The sequence below is a fragment of the Paenibacillus sp. NPDC055715 genome (assembly GCF_053617595.1).
On sequence record NZ_JBSHGA010000006.1, the window covers coordinates 68,920 to 87,147 of the forward strand.

Below are 18,228 nucleotides of genomic sequence, written 5' to 3' on the forward strand. Positions count from 1 at the left end.
CTTCTTTCTTCATATTCAGGAGGACTGTGCGGGAGCATCATCCAAGTCATGCATATCGGTCAGACCATGCGTCGTCTTCTCCCAATAGAACGGTTTGGTAATGAGCTGCCAAGCAGCCTTCACCGCGGCAATACTCATAAGTACCCAATACAGCGGCGAGAGCAGCCCGTATTTGACCATCGCATATGAGAATGTACGTTCACCACGCTCTTCTAGTTCCCCGATGACCCAGTACATTCCGGCCACGTTACTGAATACGAACAAAAAGTTTCCGATATAAAATTCCGCGCTGGCCAGGTAATACACATAACCCGGGAACAGCTTGGGAATAAAGGCCATTTCCCAACCAAACCATAAAATCAGCAATCCCCAAAAAATCGGATTCAGCAAAGGCAGCATCGGTGTCGCCAAAATCATTACCTGAAAGCCAAAAAAGCCTTTCCAGCCCACCTCACGCACCAGCTTCACTGGATTACGCATATGAACCAGCCATGTCTGCATATATCCCTTGATCCAGCGTGACCGCTGACGAATCCAGTTCCCTACGCGGCTGTTCGCTTCCTCCCATGTACGGGAATCGACAATGGCGGTTTTGTAACCGCCTTTATACAGACGTATACCCAGATCGGCATCCTCGGTTACATTGTAGGGGTCCCACGCATTGATATCTTTGAGTATGGATACCCGAAAATGATTGGATGTTCCGCCCAAAGGAATGGGCGTATCTAACTGCATAATACCCGGCAGCAACAGTTCGAACCACATACTGTATTCCTGCGTGAACCAGCGGGTCAGCAAATTTTGCGTACTGTTAAAATAGTTAAGCTTCGCCTGAATGCACGCATAATGCTCAGGGAGCGAGTCAAACGCCGCGATGACCTTTTTAAGCTGGTCGGAGTCGGGACGATCCTCGGCATCATAAATGACGACAAACTCGCCGCGCGCCCGGATGAGTCCGTAGTTGCACGCCTTCGGCTTGGTTTTCGGCAAGCCATCAGGGACGACCAGGGTCGTGTAATAGGCAGGCAGCTTCATTTCACGAAGTAGCTCAATCGTCTCCATATCGTCCTCTTCAATCAGCAGCCGCACATCCAGCTTGGATTTTGGATAATCAAGCTGCTCCAAATTCCGCAACAGCATCGGAAGCACGCTCGCCTCCTTGTACATCGGTACGAGAATCGTATAGATCGGCAGCTTTTTCTCATCCATGGCGTCGACCTCTTCCTTCGTGAAGCGAAGCTGCGCCTCACGCCGGGAACCGAGATAAATAATACCGAATTTAAATAGCGTCATGGCAAAATAAAACAGCTGAATCAGCATATTGATGATCAGCACCGTATTCCAGCTGTTCCAGAAAAGACCGAGCAGCGTAATCACGCCCATCGCCGCGAACACCCACAGCTGCCCCTTCGTAAAGGTCGTACGCGCCGAATTATGCGGCTCTTTTTCCAGCAATCCGGTCGTGCTCTCCTGCATCATTTCTTCACCGTAGATCTTACCCCAGAGCTGCTCCATCTCTTCCTTGGTCGCCAGCACCTGCTCCACTGGCATGCCGAGGATTTCCTCTAGCTTCAAGCGCCGCTCTTCCGGCAACGGGTCGCTGACCGCCACAATATAACGGTTCATATATTGGTGAATGACGACCACGCCATAAGCCATCGCCACCTGCTCCGGCAGCTTGTAGGCTGCATCCAGCGCCAATTCCTCACCAATCCGTCCAATCCGGTTTTGTGTGGCAATGGCACGGTACAAATCCGCAGGCTCCAGCATTTGCAATGACAGCAAAATGTCGCCGAGCAGCCCACCGCTCTTCGCTTGGAACTCCAGTACGCGCTCTAGTTGCTCTGGTGAAATATAGCCGGAACGTACCAGCATGTCGCCCAGTCGCTCTTTGGATTCATCACCGTCCACCTGCTCATGTAGCTGATCGGCGGTAATGAAGCCCATCTCTACCAAAATGTCTCCCAGTCTGCCACCATAACGCTTCTGGTTTCGGATCGCGTCGGTAAGCTGAGCGCGGGTAATTATGCCGTTGTCCACCAATTGGTCTCCCAGGCGGGCCTTGCCGTTCCGTACGTTCTGTATTCCCGTGGCGGCCTCTCCATCTGCCGAACCAGAAACGCCGGAGACCGCTCCCAAGGCGGCTTCTGCCGCAGCCTGTTCCTGTTGAGCGCTAGCATATTGGACTTGCGCCTCCTGTGCTTGTTCATCCTGCGCACTCTCATCCAGCAATTGCTCCACCGCGGCTGCCGTAGCCGCTGCGCTCTGTAATGCCTGGATGCGCAGTTCCGTATCCTGAAGCCGCCGTTCCAGTTCCTCAATATGAAAATCCAGCTTGTACAGCACTGGGGCCTGCTCCGTCCGCTGGGCCTCCATCTGCTGCTCCAGTCGAGCGATCTGCTGACGCTCTTCTTTTATTCTTTTCTTCGTTTGGGGAATTGAAACTCCCCCAACCTGCCACCTTAGCCTGTCACCCATGGATTCCCGCCCTTTCAATCCAACGCCGCTCTTCTGCGAGCGCATCCGCAAGCAGCTGCTTCAACTCCGCGTCCCGCTGCTTCTTCCGTTCCAGCGCCGCGTGGAAAAGCTCCCGTTCCTCGCGCAGCAACTTCTCCACCTGTATCCGCTCCTCGTGCAACGAAGACACCAGTTGATCGGCGTCAGAAGCGTGATAACCGATCCATGCGCTCTTTAACTGCCGCGCCATTCTTTTACTTCTCATAATACCTCCCTGAACCGTCCGGACTCTGCCTCTTGATCTGTCCCTGCATCTATAGTCTTACGTTTTCCTGAAAAGTAGGTCATTCTCCTATTCTCATTTAAACCCTTAATTTACACATATGAACATTTTCTGATCAAAAGAGACTCCTCAAAACCTGACATTTATTCATTTGATACCAGTTCTGTCCTGATGAATTGGAAATTCAATTAAAAACTTAGTGCTATTTTAGCATATTCGTAGTAGGAGTAGGTATACAATAATGTAAATTCTAGAAACTTTCACACTAATGCATACATAGGTGTATAGAACTATTTTATAATTCTCGTGGTTGCACCTGTCCAGGAAATCTTACGCAATCTATCATTGTTCAGATCACTATTAAAGCCAAATATCCTCCGAATACCTTGAAAAGCCAAAAAGCACCGCGAACGGTGCCCTTACTATCTTGATATCCTACTATATGTGCTAAACGATCAAATTCTACACAACGTCCCGCTGCTATGCAGAGAATAATGTTTCTTTGGGTTGATTAGTTACTCCGTTTGTGCCCTTCAAACCATGTAGATGTGCTGCTCAGTAGCTGTTCACTGCGTCCGATGGCTGCCTGTACCTGCCCGGTTGCAGTTCCACCGTATACATTCCGGGCGTTAACCACCGTTTCCGGTTGAAGCACTTCATAGATGCGGTCGTCAAACAAATCGGAAAACTGCTGGAATTCCTCCAGTGTCAGATCAAGCAAATACTTGCCATGCTGGATGCAATACAGCACCGTTTTGCCAATAACCTCATGCGCCTGACGGAACGGCAATCCTTTTTCCACGAGGAAGTCTGCAATATCCGTCGCATTGGAGAAGTCCTGATTGACCGCTTGGCGCATGCGATCCTTGTTCACCTTCATCGTCGCGATCATCGGTGCGAACAACTGCAAAGCTCCTTCCAGCGTTGCAACAGTATCGAACATGCCTTCCTTATCCTCCTGCATATCCTTGTTGTACGCCAGCGGCAAGGATTTCAATACGGTCAGCAGTCCAACGAGATTGCCATAGACGCGTCCGGTTTTACCGCGTACCAGCTCCGGTACGTCAGGGTTTTTCTTCTGCGGCATAATGCTGCTGCCTGTGCAAAAGGCATCATCCAGCTCAACGAAGCCAAACTCCGTGCTGCTCCACAGCACCAGTTCTTCGCTTAGACGCGACAAATGCGTCATGATCAGCGAAGCTCCGGCCAGAAACTCTACGATAAAGTCCCGGTCGCTAACGGCATCCAGACTATTTTCATAAACTCCGTCAAAACCCAATTGCTCTGCTACAAAATGACGGTCTATCGGAAAAGTGGTTCCGGCCAAAGCGCCAGCACCGAGCGGCAACACGTTAATCCGCTTGTAGCTGTCTTTGAGACGGTCAATGTCACGCTCCAGCATTGACACATAAGCCAGCAAATGATGTGCGAACAAAATAGGCTGCGCCCGCTGCAAGTGCGTATATCCGGGTACAATCGTACCCAGATTATCCTTCGCCTGCCCGATCAGTGCGGCTTGTACATCATGCAGCATACCGACCAATGCCACCACACGTCCGCGCAAATACAAGTGCATATCCGTTGCCACTTGGTCATTACGGCTACGCCCGGTGTGCAACTTTCCACCAACCGGACCAATCGCTTCGATCAGATTCTTTTCGATATTCATGTGAATATCCTCGTCCGAAACCGAAAATTCAATCTCCCCACGGCGGATACGCTCCAATACCGTGTGAAGTCCTTCCTTGATCGTATCTGCATCGGCCTGCGGAATAATCCCGCATTTGCCCAGCATAGCCACATGAGCTAAACTACCCTGAATATCTTCTTCCGCCAACGCCTGATCAAATCCGATAGAAGCCGTATATTCCTCTACCAGCTTGTTGGTCTGCTTCGTAAAACGTCCGCCCCATAGCTTACTCATTTTTGCAAGATCCCCTCTCTGCAATACAAGCCGCCCTCGTCGCTTGGACAAGGACGGCCCGCATCCCGTACATTTTTAGGTTAACTCATTTATTTATTATTTTTGGCTACTCCCGCATTGACCTTCAAGCGCAGAGCATTCAAGCGAATAAAGCCTGTTGCATCCCCTTGGTCATAGGCTTGTGTCGGATCGGCTTCCATTGTCGCAATATCCGGGTTGTACAAGCTGACCGGACTTTTGACACCTGCGCCAATAATGTTGCCTTTGTACAGCTTCACGCGCACGGTACCGCTGACATTCTTCTGGCTCTCATGAACCAGTGCCTGCAAAGCCACACGCTCCGGCGCGAACCAGAAACCGTTGTAGACCAGCGTAGCATAACGGGTAATCAGACTATCGCGCAGATTCATGACCTCGCGATCCATCGTGATGGACTCCATTTTACGATGAGCTGTGAACAGGATCGTACCGCCCGGCGTCTCATACACTCCACGGCTCTTCATGCCGACAAAACGGTTCTCCACCATGTCCACACGTCCGATACCATGCTTGCCGCCCAGCTCATTCAGCTTTTCCATAACCTGCAACGGGTTTAACTGCTCTCCGTTCAATGCAACACAGTTTCCTGCTTCAAACTCCAGCTCCAAATATTCCGCTTCATCAGGAGCATCCTCAGGCGCATTGCTGAGCAAGAACATTTCCTTATTTTCAGGAGCGCTCGGATCAAACCAAGGGTCCTCCAGTACGCCGCTTTCATAACTGATATGCAGCAGATTACGGTCCATGGAGTATGGTTTGGCCGCAGAAGCGGTTACCGGAATGTCGTGTTTCTCCGCATAGGCAATCATTTCTGCCCGGCCCGGGAATTGACTGCGGAACTCTTCCAGCCGCCAAGGTGCGATCACCTTGATATCCGGCGTCAACGCTGCCGCGTTCAGCTCGAAGCGGACCTGATCGTTGCCTTTGCCTGTCGCACCGTGAGCGATAGCTGTTGCACCCTCTGCAATCGCAATATCCACCATCCGTTTAGCGATCAATGGACGTGCAATACTCGTTCCGAGCAAATATTGTCCTTCATACAAAGCACCTGCCTGAAACATCGGATAAATAAAATCCTTGGCGAATTCATCACGCAGATCATCAATATACACTTTGGAGGCTCCGGTAGCGAGCGCTTTTTCCTCCAAACCGTCCAGCTCTTCCTTCTGTCCGATATCTGCGGTAAACGCTATAATTTCAGCGTCATAGGTTTCTTTAAGCCATTTCAAAATGACCGACGTATCCAGACCGCCGGAATATGCGAGTACGATTTTTTCCTTTGCCATGATTGAAGTCCTCCCCGAATGCTTCTAGCCACTATCGTTCATTCACATCTGCATCTAATCTACAGATCATCTTCTACAAATGCAATCTTTCTAACCATAAAACATACCTTCTTTATCCCATCAAAGCAACCATCAATGCTTTTTGTGCATGCAGACGGTTCTCAGCCTCATCAAAAATCACTGAATTCGGTCCGTCGATTACACCTGCGCTCACTTCTTCGCCACGATGCGCAGGTAGACAGTGCAGGAACAGATAATCCGGCTTCGCCAGCTTAACCAGCTCCTCATTCACTTGGAAGTCGGCAAAAGCAAGCTCCCGCTCCTTCTGCTCTTCCTCAAAGCCCATGCTCGCCCATACATCTGTGTAGATCGCATCTGCATCCTTTACAGCTTCTTGCGGACTTTGGGTAATCACAATCTCACTGCCAGTTTGCTTGGCAATCTCATGGGAAGCTGCCACAACACTCGGATCAGGCTCATATCCAGCAGGACTTGCAATCGATACATGCACGCCAAGCTTTGCTCCACCAATCAACAGGGAATGCGCCATATTGTTGCCGTCCCCGATGTAGGCCAATTTAAGCCCTTTAAGCTTGCCCTTCTGCTCATACAATGTCTGATAATCAGCCAGCACCTGACACGGATGCGCCAAATCGCTCAAACCGTTGATCACAGGAACAGATGCATAACGCGCCAACTCTACCACATTATCGTGTCCGAAGGTGCGGATCATAATGCCATCCAGATAACGAGACATCACCTGTGCCATATCACTAATAGGCTCACCGCGTCCTAGTTGAATGTCGTTTTTACTGAGAAAAAGGGCATGCCCGCCCAATTGAAACATGCCGACTTCAAAAGATACTCGCGTACGTGTAGAGGATTTTTCGAAAATCAGTCCGATCGTTTTCCCCTTCAGCGGCTGATAGGTTTCTCCATTTTTGTGCTTGCGCTTGATTTCGATGGCGAGATCAATTAAATATTGAATTTCTTCGGTCGAGTAGTCGTCCAACTCAAGGAAGTCCCGCCCCTTCAAGTTCATTTGCTGCAATGCCCCGCCCTGGCTCATGCTATCGTCTCCTTTTACCCTCTAATCTAGGTAGTTTAACCACCTAAGCAATATGCTCCTGAATCAACTCAGTAATAAGTGCTACAGCCTGATCTATTTCATCCTTCGTTACATATAGGTTAGGCAACAGGCGAACCACGTTCGGTCCTGCGGTAATGAACAGAATGCCCTTCTTTTGGCCTGCCAAAACAAGTTCCGTCACAGGCTCAGCACACTCAACGCCGACCATCAGACCTTTTCCACGGATATCCTTTACAAAAGGAATCTCTCCAAGCTGCTTTTGCAGACTTTGGAACAAATACTCGCCCAGCTCAGCCGCACGCTCTGGAAGTTTTTCATCAATAATTGTTTCAATGGTCGCCTGAACCGCTGCCATAGCAAGCGGAGTACCTCCAAAGGTAGAGCCGTGGCTACCCGCTGTGAACGCTTCACGCAAATATCCTTTGCCCAGCATCGCACCAACGGAAAAACCACTTCCTAACCCCTTCGCCAACGTAAAGATATCTGGCTCTATGCCGTAATGCTCAAAGGAAAACAGCTTGCCTGTGCGCCCCATGCCCGTCTGTACCTCATCAATGATCAAAAGCAATCCATGCTCGTTGCAAAGCTTTGTAATCACGTCTACAAAAGCAGGTTCGACCGGATACATTCCGCCTTCTGCCTGCACCATTTCCAGCATGATTGCAGCCGTATTCTCGCTAATCGCCGCTTCGAGCGCAGCTTGATCATGGAGAGGAACGCTTTTGAATCCGACTGGAAGCGGTAAAAAGCCTTCTTTTACTTTATCCTGACCCGTAGCAGTCAAGGTAGCCAGCGTCCGTCCGTGGAAGGATTGCGTGAACGTAATGATCTCGTAGCGTCCGGTCTGCTTCACCTTCTGGTGATAACGACGCGCCAGCTTGATCGCAGCTTCATTCGCTTCTGCGCCGCTGTTGCAGAAGAACACGGCATCTGCGCTGCTATTGGCAGTCAGTAGAGCGGCGGCCCGTTCCTGCCCCGGAATATGAAACAGATTGGATACATGCCATAGTTCATCAATCTGCTTTTTCAAGCGTTCGGCTACAGCCTGTGGCGCATGTCCAAGATTGGTAACCGCTATGCCTGACATGAAATCGAGATAACGCTTGCCCTGATCATCCCACAGCCAGCTTCCTTGTCCTTTGACCAGTGTAAGCGGGTATCTTGCGTAGGTTGGAAAAAGAGAGCTTTCTGTCTGTGCTGCTGCCTTTTCGGTTTGTGCCCCGGCAACGGCTCCGTCCGTACCCGGCGTTTCGATGCTCACCAGCGTATTTGGCTCCTTGCTCATTATGTTCACGCTCCTTTTTCGCTTTGTTTTATAGATTGGTTTGTATAGGATGATTACTGCATGCGCACGATGCGCGTTCCAATGGCTTCCCCACCTAGCACCCGGCTCAGTACCTGCGGTTCGCTGCCGTTCACAATGACGACTTCCTTCACTTTGTCGTGGATGCAGGCTATAGCCGCTCTCACCTTAGGGATCATGCCGCCGTATATTTCACCTGTGCTGATCATGTCCTCAATCTCCTGCACGGTGATGGATTCCAGTACCTTCTTCTCTCCGCCGATCTTCTTCAATATGCCCGGTACATCCGTAACGACGATCATCCAGCTGACTCCAAGATGAGAGGCCACCGCACCCGCCGCTGTATCTGCGTTAATATTGTAGCGCTGACCGGATCTATCAATCCCGATAGGCGCAATAACAGGCATATAGTTCATATCCAGCACACCTGTAATAATCGAAGCCTGAACGGACGTTACTTCTCCGACCCAGCCGATCTCTGCGGCATTCGACACAGGCTTTGCCTCGATTAAATAGCCATCACTGCCCGACAATCCGAGCGCTCGACCTCCATGCATTCCGATCCTGCGTACAATCTGCTTGTTAATGCTGCCCGCCAGCACCATTTCCACGACATCCAGCACAGGCTCGGTCGTTTTACGCAATCCATTGATGAATTCCGTTTCGATGCCCAACTTCGCCAAATTGTCGGAGATCGCAGGGCCGCCGCCATGTACAATAACAGGTTGAAGGCCTTCCGACTGTAAGCGGGCCAGATCGCCAAAGAAGGAATCAGGCAACGCAGCCAGCGTACTTCCTCCGCATTTCATCACAAAATTACGACGCGCCAATCCCGCATGATTTGCTTGATCCGCGTTTTCCACTGCCGATTGCATATAATCTCCCCTTTTCTCCTCTGCGCAGTCCATGCCATTTTACAATAATGCTAGATTCACATCCGTGTTTATTCCGCTATCTATGTCCGATACGCAGCGTTAATCCGCACATAATCGTAGGTTAAGTCACAGCCCCATGCTGTGGCGGTTCCGTTCCCGTGATGCAAATCCACAATAATCCGCACCGTATCTCCCCGTAGATAGGAGAGCGCCTCGTCTTCATCAAAAGCGACCGGACTGGACGCGCTCAGCACAACAATATCACCCAAGCGGATGTCTACCGTATCTGGATTGATCGGCTCTCCGGCCCGTCCGACAGCGGCAATAATCCGGCCCCAGTTCGCATCAGCACCAAAAACGGCCGACTTCACCAAACTGGACCCAATCACTGTCTTCGCTATCGCTTGAGCAGATGCATCGCTTACCGCGCCGCTCACGGACACCTCTACCAACTTCGTAGCGCCTTCCCCATCGCGGGCAATCGCCTTCGCCAGCTCACGGCAGATATAGGTGAACGCCTCGGCAAAAGCAGCCCAATCGGGATGTCCTGCGTGCAGCTCACGGTTACCCGCCAGCCCGCTTGCCATCGCGATCAGCATATCGTTCGTGCTCGTATCCCCATCTACTGTTATCATATTAAAGCTGGTATCCGTTGCCTGCTTCAATAACTGATGAAGTGCAGTCTGCTCAATCACGGCATCACAGGTCATAAAAGCCAGCATCGTCGCCATGTTCGGATGAATCATGCCTGAGCCCTTTGCTGCCCCGGCGATGTGTACGGTCATACCATCCACTTCAATCGCCACGCATACTTCCTTCTTAACCAAGTCCGTCGTCAGAATGGCTTGGGTAAATTGCTCCGCTCCGTCGCTTTCCCCGTTCACACGGCCAAGTAATGCGGATATGCCGCCAAGCACACGGTCCATTTTTAAATGCTCGCCAATCACGCCCGTCGATGCAACGGCTACATTGCTCTCCGCAACACCCAACTCACGAGCAGCAGCCGAGCGCATAGCGTAAGCATCCTGCTCTCCTTGCTGTCCGGTGCAGGCATTGGCGTTCCCGCTGTTCACCACGACCGCTTGCAGTCGACCATCCACGAGACTTTCGCGAGTCACTTTGAGTGGTGCAGCCTGAAATACATTGGTGGTGTATACCGCAGCAGCCGTCGCCTCTACCTCACAGCGAATCGCGCCGAGATCGTTGCGGTCCGTATTTTTAAGTCCGCAGTGCAATCCTCCGGCTGTAAAGCCGCGCGGAGTTACGATATTGCCCCCATTTACTACTGTAAACCCTGATTTGCCCATAATTGTGTGCCCTCGTCTGCGACGCTTTCTATAAGTAACGGTTTCCATTTGCGAATCCATTCCCGCCCGCTTACGTTTCCCGTTTCCATATTGCGGCTACTTGCTGCTTACGGATATACCGGTATGAAGCCCAGTCCGAGGTTCTCCTCCCATCCCATCATCAAGTTTAAGTTCTGAATCGCCTGTCCGGCGGCACCCTTCACGACATTATCAATGACCGAAATAATCGTAAGGCGCCCGGTCCGTGCATCTGCTGCAAAGCCGATATCACAGTAATTGGAGCCAAATACTTCCTTCGTTGCTGGCCATATACCTTCACCGCGCACACGGACAAAAGGATGGTCTTTATAATAATCCCGGTATAACCCAATGAGATCCTGATCTGTATGTTTACCCTTTAATGTGACATAGATCGTACTCATAATTCCTCGGGTCATCGGAACCAATTGCGTCGTAAACGTAACCATAACATCCTCACCCGCAATATCGCCCAATACCTGTTCGATCTCAGGGATATGCTGGTGCTTGTTAATCTTGTAGGCTTTAAAATTCTCGTTCATCTCCGCATAATGCGAAACGAGACTTGTTCCCCGGCCAGAGCCGGATACCCCGGATTTGGCATCTACAATCAGCGTCCGATGGTCGACCCAATCCGCCTTCAACGCAGGGATAATTCCCAGCAAGGTAGCCGTTGCGTAGCAACCCGGATTAGAAATAAAAGAGACGCCAGCAAGCTTTTCTGCATGCACCTCGCTGAGTCCGTATACGGCTTGCTTGAGATATTCGGGTGAAGCCGCAGGCTTTTTATACCATGCTTCATACGTTTCCCCGCTTCGCAGTCTGAAATCCCCGGAGAGGTCAATGACCTTCAATCCGGCATCCAGCAGCTGCGGCACCAGCTTGGTACTGACACCAGAAGGTGTAGCTGTGAAAACCAGATCAGCCTTGGCAGCAATCTCTTGAATATCGACACCGTCCAAATCCTGAACCACAATGTCCGTCAGATGTGGAAACCCGTCACTGATCGGAACACCCGCGTTGGACGAAGAAATAACAGATACGATCTCCACCTGCGGATGATGAACCAAAAACCGAATGAGCTCCACCCCGCCATACCCGGTGGAACCGACAATTGCCACTTTTAGCTTGCTGCTCACAGACCTTCCTCCATTCCGTTCCTATGAAATATGTATTATTATACGATATTATTAATATAAATACAACATACTCATGTAAAGTTATTCACCCAAATTTGAAATGATTGTCTCATGCATGGATATTCATTTAGATTATCCATTTGCTGTACTTGATGTCGAAGTTCCTATCAGAACCTGTATAAATACAAAAAGGGAGACCTCGTTTTGCAAAAACGGAGTTCCCCCTATTTATTAGCTAAACCCCTGCCTCCCGACAAGTCATCCTGTTTTTAGCCTTCTTTCTTAAACCCTTCACCCAATACTTCACGCGTATTACTAATAATCACAAAAGCATCCGGATCTACCAAGCGAACAAGCGTTTTGAGACGGGTCACCTCATTTTGGCCTACGACAACCATTAGTACAGGGCGTTCTTCGTTCGTATAACCGCCTCGTCCTGCCAGCTCCGTCAATCCCCGATCCAAGTCCTGTAAAATAGCCTGTGCGATCTTTTCCTTCTGATTGGATATGATATAGGCCACTTTGGAGTAGCTTAACCCCATTTCCACAGCATCAATGACCTTGCCAGTTACAAACAAACCAATCAGTGCATACAGCGCCCGTTCCGGCGATAGAGCAAAACCAGCCAGTGTGATGACCGTGCCATCCATGAGCATGACGCAGAGTGATAGGCTGAGGCCGGAATATTTTTGAATGATCTGCGCCAAAATAGCCAGCCCACCCGTCGAGCCTCTGCCCCGGAACACAGTGCCCAATCCCAATCCTACTCCAATTCCACCATACAGCGAAGCCAACAGCGGATTCGTTGTCGGAACTGCCCAATCCTTAGTTACGTACACAAATAACGGCAGCATGATACTCCCCAGCAGGGAACGCAAACCGTATTTCTTTCCTAACAACAGCACCCCCGCTAAAAATAACGGAATATTCATTCCCCACTGCGTATAAGCTGGTTCCAGACCAAACAGGTCCTCGCCCAAAATAGATAAACCCGACACACCCCCGGATGCAATTCGGTTGGGAAGCAGGAACATATTGAAGGTCAGCGCCGTAATGAAAGAGCCGAGCACAATGAGCAGAATATCCATCACATTGCGAGCGGGGCCACTGGCGGCAATCAAAGGCTTACGGCGCCTTCGCCGAGCAGTGGGGAGATTCATTGGGGACATCTTTCGTATTCTCCTTTATTTTAAAAATACCGTGTACACAAAAACTCCTACAGTCCATAGGCACATGGCCTACGGGTCTGTAGGAAAACATACAGGCTATTATTCTACGTCCAGTTTGATCTGACTGCGCAGGTAACCGTCGATGAACGGGTCCAGATCGCCATCCATGACAGCCCCTACGTTGCCTGTTTCTACACTGGTACGATGATCCTTCACCATGCTGTATGGGTGGAACACGTAAGAACGAATTTGGCTGCCCCATGCAATATCGGACTGTTCCCCACGGATTTCGTCCAATTGTTGCCGTTGCTCTTCAATTTTGCGCTCGTAGAGCTTGGAACGAAGCATTGTCATAGCCTGCTCACGGTTCTTGATCTGGGAGCGCTCATTTTGACAAGTTACAACAATGCCGGAAGGAAGATGCGTAATCCGAACTGCTGAATCGGTCGTATTAATATGCTGACCGCCTGCACCGCTGGCCCGGTACGTATCAATTTTAAGATCCTCTGTCCGGATTTCCACGTCCACATCATCCGCAATTTCCGGCACGACATCGCAGGATACGAACGACGTATGCCGACGACCCGAGGAATCAAATGGAGAAATGCGAACGAGACGATGCACGCCTTTTTCTGCTTTGAGGTAGCCGTAAGCATTATAGCCCTTGATCAGCAGCGTTACACTTTTGATCCCTGCTTCATCACCCGCCAGGTAATCCAGCGTTTCTACCTTAAAGCCGCGTTTTTCTGCCCAGCGTGTATACATCCGTAGCAGCATTTGACCCCAGTCCTGCGACTCGGTTCCGCCTGCCCCCGGATGCAACTCCAAAATGGCATTAAGCTTGTCATATGGCTGATTCAAAAGCAATTGCAGTTCGAACTCCTGAAGCTTGCTCAGCAAGGATCTAATACTGTTTTCAATTTCTCCAGCCAGTGTTTCGTCGCCTTCCTCATCAGCCAACTCAGCCATCATCCCCGCATCCTCATATTCCTGACGGAGCTGTTCATAGCTGTCTACAGAAGACTTAACCGCGTTCATTTCTGCGATCACGGCTTGGGCCTTATCGTTATCATCCCAAAAATCAGGTGCAGCCATCTTTTCTTCAAAGTTCGCGATCATTTCCTGCTTGAGATCTAAGTCAAAGAGACCCCCTAAGGTTTGTTAGTTTCTTGCCTATTTCTCTTAAATCATGCTTTACATTTGGATCAATCATTATGTTATTCTCCTTTGGGTATGAGGTATAAATGCGTTGTGAGTTACGGCTGGGTGAGCAGACGCTACGCAAATGATTTGATCTTATGATCGCTGTTGCAGTGAGATGCCTCTGATTGAAATAGAACATTCAAAGGTGGGCATCTCACTGCAAAGGCGAACGCTGACGCTTCTCCAGATTCAAATCCTTCGCTTCGCTGCCGACCGCCGTAAGGCCAAACAGCTTTTACATAATCGGTTCTGGTAGGTGAGCCGGATCAAGAACTGAAATTCAGCTTGATCCCCTGTATGGCACAAAATGGCCGACGGTCAGTTGGGTAAACTGCCGCCTGCCATTATATGCATTACAGGAAATGAATGCTTCCCTAAATCCGTCCTTCAATCCGTTATCTTCTGCGCGGACGCGAAGGGGCAGATTTCTTTTTAGGAGCAGCAGGTTCGCCACTCGTCGAAATTTTGTCTTCGTCGATAACGGCCTGACGCTCTTGGTTGGATTCAATTTGCGCCTTCATGATGTAAGTCGCTACTTCCTCCTGGATGCTGGCGATCATAGCATGGAACATTTCAAAACCTTCAAACTGGTATTCACGCAATGGATCGGTACCGCCATAAGCACGCAAGTGAATACCTTGACGCAGCTGATCCATAGCATCGATATGATCCATCCATTTGCTATCCACTGCACGCAGTACGATAACTTTCTCAAACTCGCGTACCATATCTTCGCCAATGGTTTCTTCACGTCTGTGGTATCTTTCCGTAACTTTATCGAAGATCATTTCAACGATCTCTTCTTTTTCTTTACCCCACAGGTCATCACGGCTGATTGCATTTTCATCAAGCAGATTGCTGTTCACATATTCTGCTACTTCTTCAAGTTCCCAGTTTTCAGGAATGTCATCGCCGCAATGAGCTTCCACTACACGATCAATGACAGGCTTGATCATGTCGAACACAACTTCTTTAATGTTCTCGGATTCCAGCACTTCACGACGCTGTTTGTAAATAATAGTACGTTGCTGATTCATCACGTCATCATACTGGAGAACGACTTTACGTTGGTCAAAGTTGTTGCCCTCAACGCGTTTTTGCGCCGATTCGATAGCACGTGTAATCATGCGGCTTTCAATCGGTTGGTCTTCCTCGAAGCCCAAGCGTTCCATCATATTCAGCACGTTGTCTGCACCAAAGCGCTTCATTAACTCATCGCCCAGCGATAAGTAAAATTGTGTGGAGCCCGGATCACCCTGACGTCCTGCACGTCCGCGAAGCTGATTATCAATACGGCGAGATTCGTGACGCTCTGTACCGATGATGTGTAAACCGCCAATACTCGATACACCTTCGCCCAACACGATGTCTGTACCACGTCCCGCCATGTTCGTGGCAATGGTTACCGAACCCGCTTCACCTGCACGAGAAATGATTTCAGCTTCTTCGGCATGATACTTGGCGTTAAGCACTTTATGCCGGACGCCCTTGCGTTTCAGCATTTCGGAAAGAAGCTCCGAATTTTCAATGGAAATCGTACCTACCAATATCGGCTGGTTGTTTTTGTGGCGCTCCACAATTCCATCCACTACCGCATGGAATTTACCTTTTACGCTCTTGTACACTACGTCAGGCATATCCACACGCTGATTCGCCCGGTTCGTAGGAATCTGGAGAACTTCCAGACCATATATTTTTTTGAATTCTTCTTCTTCTGTTTTAGCTGTACCCGTCATACCCGCCAATTTGCGATACATACGGAAATAGTTTTGGAAGGTAATCGTCGCCAGCGTCATGCTCTCGTTCTGTACATCGATGTTTTCCTTCGCTTCAATCGCCTGATGCAAACCATCGCTGTAGCGGCGTCCGGCCATCAGACGTCCTGTGAACTCATCGACAATCAGGACTTCGCCGTCAGCTACGACATAATCCACATCCAGACGCATAATGGCGTTAGCCTTCAATGCCTGTACAATGTGGTGGTTGATTGTAACACTTTCCTGGTCGTACAGGTTCTCCAGTCCAAAGAAATTCTCAGCTTTGGATACACCATTCTCAGTTAAAGCAACCGACTTCACTTTAATATCCAGTGTGTAATCTTCTTCGACATCCAGGCTCTTCACAAAACGGTCAGCCGCAAAATACAGCTCCGTCGATTTCTGAGCTTGTCCTGAAATAATCAATGGTGTACGGGCTTCATCGACGAGAATGGAGTCCACTTCATCAATGATACAGAAGTACAGCGGACGCTGTACCATCTGTTCTTTGTAAAGCACCATGTTGTCGCGCAGATAGTCGAACCCGAATTCGTTATTCGTGCCGTACGTGATGTCGCAAGCATATGCAGCTTGCTTTTCCCCATGACCCAGACCGGACAAATTCAGCCCGACCGACATGCCCAGGAAGTTATAGATTTGCCCCATTTCCCCGCTGTCACGTTGCGCCAAATAGTCATTGACCGTAACCACGTGCACGCCTTTACCCAACAGTGCATTCAAATAAACCGGCAGTGTTCCCACCAGTGTTTTACCTTCGCCGGTTTTCATTTCGGCAATTTTACCTTCATGCAGCGCAATACCACCAAGCAACTGTACGTCATAATGACGTTTGCCCAGCACCCGCTTGGACGCCTCACGGACGGTTGCAAAAGCATCCGGCAAAATCTCTTCCGCCGTAGTTCCCTGCTCGATCCGGGCTTTAAACTCCGCCGTTTTCGCTTGTAGCTCCTCATCTGAGAGCTTCTCAAAATCCGGCTCTATCTTATTGATCAGCTCAACCGTCTTCATTAAACGCTTGACGTCACGTTCATTTGTATCTCCAAAAATTTTCTTTACAATCCCTAACATGGTTTACCCCTTTCACGCAAAACAATTAATTGAATCAATTTCACAATAAGAAAGGGTCCATGATGAAATTGATTCCGATATGTTTGACAGGCCCGGCTATACCAGCCTATCGTGCGATGTTCTTTGCATAAATTGTAACAGTTTGTAGGACATGCCGCAACACAAGCGCTCCCTAGATTTGCATCCGGTTAAAGATACCAAACCAGTTGACGTATGAAATACACATTTGGTTACGCTTATTTGCATCGAAATTCACATTTCATTTTCAGAAAAACATATAAAAGAGCCTTACCCCGCCAGGTTCGCAAGGATAAGGCTCGTCGTTATTTTCATTCTTCCCAATCCAATGAAGCATGCTTTCAATTGGGAACCCTCTATTCACTTTAAAACATGATAAGTTCCTGTTCTTACAGATTATTCACGTTCGATCAGGCCATATGTGCCGTCATTGCGCTTGTAAACCACGCTAACTTCTTCGTTATCAATATTGGCAAATACGAAAAAATTATGTCCAACCATGTTCATTTGAAGAATGGCCTCTTCCACATCCATCGGTTTCAATAAGAAACGCTTGGTGCGGACGACTTCCAGCTCATCCAATTCCGCGTCTTCAGCAACAGCCACGCCACCTGCCGTCTCTTCTACAAAAAGGGTTTTCAAACTGCCTTCCTGACGGAATTTACGGTTCAGCTTGGTTTTATGCTTGCGAATCTGCCGCTCAAGCTTGTCCACCACGGCATCAATGGATGCATACATGTCGTCGCTTTCGTCTTCGGCACGGAGTACAAGCCCCGGCAAAGGAATGGTTACTTCTACAGTGTGCAAATCTCTGGTTGTGCTTAACGTTACACTTCCGTCAGACGTCGGGGGGGCATCGAAATACTTCACAAGTCTGCTGAATTTCTTATCAACGTAGTCCTTCAAAGCGTCGGTAACCTCGATCTGTTGACCTCGTACTGTTAAGTTCATAGGGCACGCCTCCTTTGCCCCTTCAGTATAACACATATGTTAACGCCAAGTAAAAAAACAACCAACATTTCGGAGGTATTTTACAAAAATCTGCTTTTTTCGATAAAGCGCCTTCAGAAATCTCATCTTTTGAAAAAGATCATGTTTCAAAGAGACCTGCATACACATGTGAGTAATGAACGCATATAAACATAGTTGATCTGCTGCATCGTGACATTTTATGTATTCCCAGCTTTACGCTCAGCTACTTTAACGAAAAAGGAGGGAGGCCTTTTCACACTGAATCCGGTGCAAGCCTGTGGTGCTTGCACGACTTAGTT

13 protein-coding genes are annotated in these 18,228 nt (G+C 49.3%); all 13 read right to left on the reverse strand.

What is annotated here, in order from left to right; all coding sequences use genetic code 11:
• Positions 1–15 precede the first annotated feature (15 nt).
• Positions 16–2,478 (reverse strand): glycosyltransferase family 2 protein, encoded by a 2,463-nt coding sequence (locus tag ACWGOO_RS11960; protein ID WP_452483619.1) that lies wholly within the window; start codon positions 2,476–2,478, stop codon positions 16–18.
• Positions 2,471–2,722, reverse strand: coding sequence for a hypothetical protein (locus ACWGOO_RS11965; RefSeq protein ID WP_452483621.1), 252 nt, complete (start codon positions 2,720–2,722; stop codon positions 2,471–2,473). Before ACWGOO_RS11965 ends, ACWGOO_RS11960 begins: the two co-directional genes overlap by 8 nt.
• 529 nt (positions 2,723–3,251) lie before the next feature.
• A complete protein-coding gene (gene argH, locus ACWGOO_RS11970; protein ID WP_452483623.1) occupies positions 3,252–4,664 on the reverse strand; it encodes an argininosuccinate lyase in 1,413 nt (470 codons plus the stop codon).
• A gap of 89 nt (positions 4,665–4,753) precedes the next feature.
• Complete coding sequence (locus ACWGOO_RS11975; protein WP_452483625.1) at positions 4,754–5,989, reverse strand: argininosuccinate synthase; 1,236 nt, start codon at positions 5,987–5,989, stop codon at positions 4,754–4,756.
• 112 nt (positions 5,990–6,101) lie between these two features.
• Positions 6,102–7,058 (reverse strand): ornithine carbamoyltransferase, encoded by a 957-nt coding sequence (gene argF / locus ACWGOO_RS11980; protein ID WP_452483626.1) that lies wholly within the window; start codon positions 7,056–7,058, stop codon positions 6,102–6,104.
• Between the two features lie 43 nt (positions 7,059–7,101).
• Positions 7,102–8,364, reverse strand: a complete 1,263-nt coding sequence (locus ACWGOO_RS11985; RefSeq protein ID WP_452483627.1) for an acetylornithine transaminase — start codon at positions 8,362–8,364, stop codon at positions 7,102–7,104.
• Between the two features lie 53 nt (positions 8,365–8,417).
• Complete coding sequence (argB, locus tag ACWGOO_RS11990; protein ID WP_452483629.1) at positions 8,418–9,257, reverse strand: acetylglutamate kinase; 840 nt, start codon at positions 9,255–9,257, stop codon at positions 8,418–8,420.
• Positions 9,258–9,337: 80 nt separating this feature from the next.
• Complete coding sequence (argJ, locus tag ACWGOO_RS11995) at positions 9,338–10,564, reverse strand: bifunctional glutamate N-acetyltransferase/amino-acid acetyltransferase ArgJ (protein ID WP_452483630.1); 1,227 nt, start codon at positions 10,562–10,564, stop codon at positions 9,338–9,340.
• Positions 10,565–10,671: 107 nt separating this feature from the next.
• Positions 10,672–11,721, reverse strand: coding sequence for an N-acetyl-gamma-glutamyl-phosphate reductase (gene argC / locus ACWGOO_RS12000; protein WP_452483632.1), 1,050 nt, complete (start codon positions 11,719–11,721; stop codon positions 10,672–10,674).
• Positions 11,722–11,990: 269 nt separating this feature from the next.
• Entirely contained in the window at positions 11,991–12,890 is a 900-nt protein-coding gene (locus ACWGOO_RS12005) for a YitT family protein (RefSeq protein WP_452483634.1), read from the reverse strand.
• Between the two features lie 99 nt (positions 12,891–12,989).
• Positions 12,990–14,103, reverse strand: a protein-coding gene (gene prfB, locus ACWGOO_RS12010) for a peptide chain release factor 2 (RefSeq protein WP_452483636.1) whose coding sequence is annotated in 2 segments (ribosomal slippage) — positions 12,990–14,030 and positions 14,032–14,103 — 1,113 coding nt in all. Because the reading frame shifts where the segments join, the coding sequence is not laid out codon by codon here.
• A gap of 385 nt (positions 14,104–14,488) precedes the next feature.
• Positions 14,489–16,939: a preprotein translocase subunit SecA gene (gene secA, locus ACWGOO_RS12015; RefSeq protein WP_452483638.1), complete on the reverse strand. Its 2,451-nt coding sequence runs from the start codon at positions 16,937–16,939 to the stop codon at positions 14,489–14,491.
• Between the two features lie 414 nt (positions 16,940–17,353).
• Positions 17,354–17,908, reverse strand: a complete 555-nt coding sequence (gene hpf, locus ACWGOO_RS12020; RefSeq protein ID WP_452483640.1) for a ribosome hibernation-promoting factor, HPF/YfiA family — start codon at positions 17,906–17,908, stop codon at positions 17,354–17,356.
• Positions 17,909–18,228: the final 320 nt, after the last annotated feature.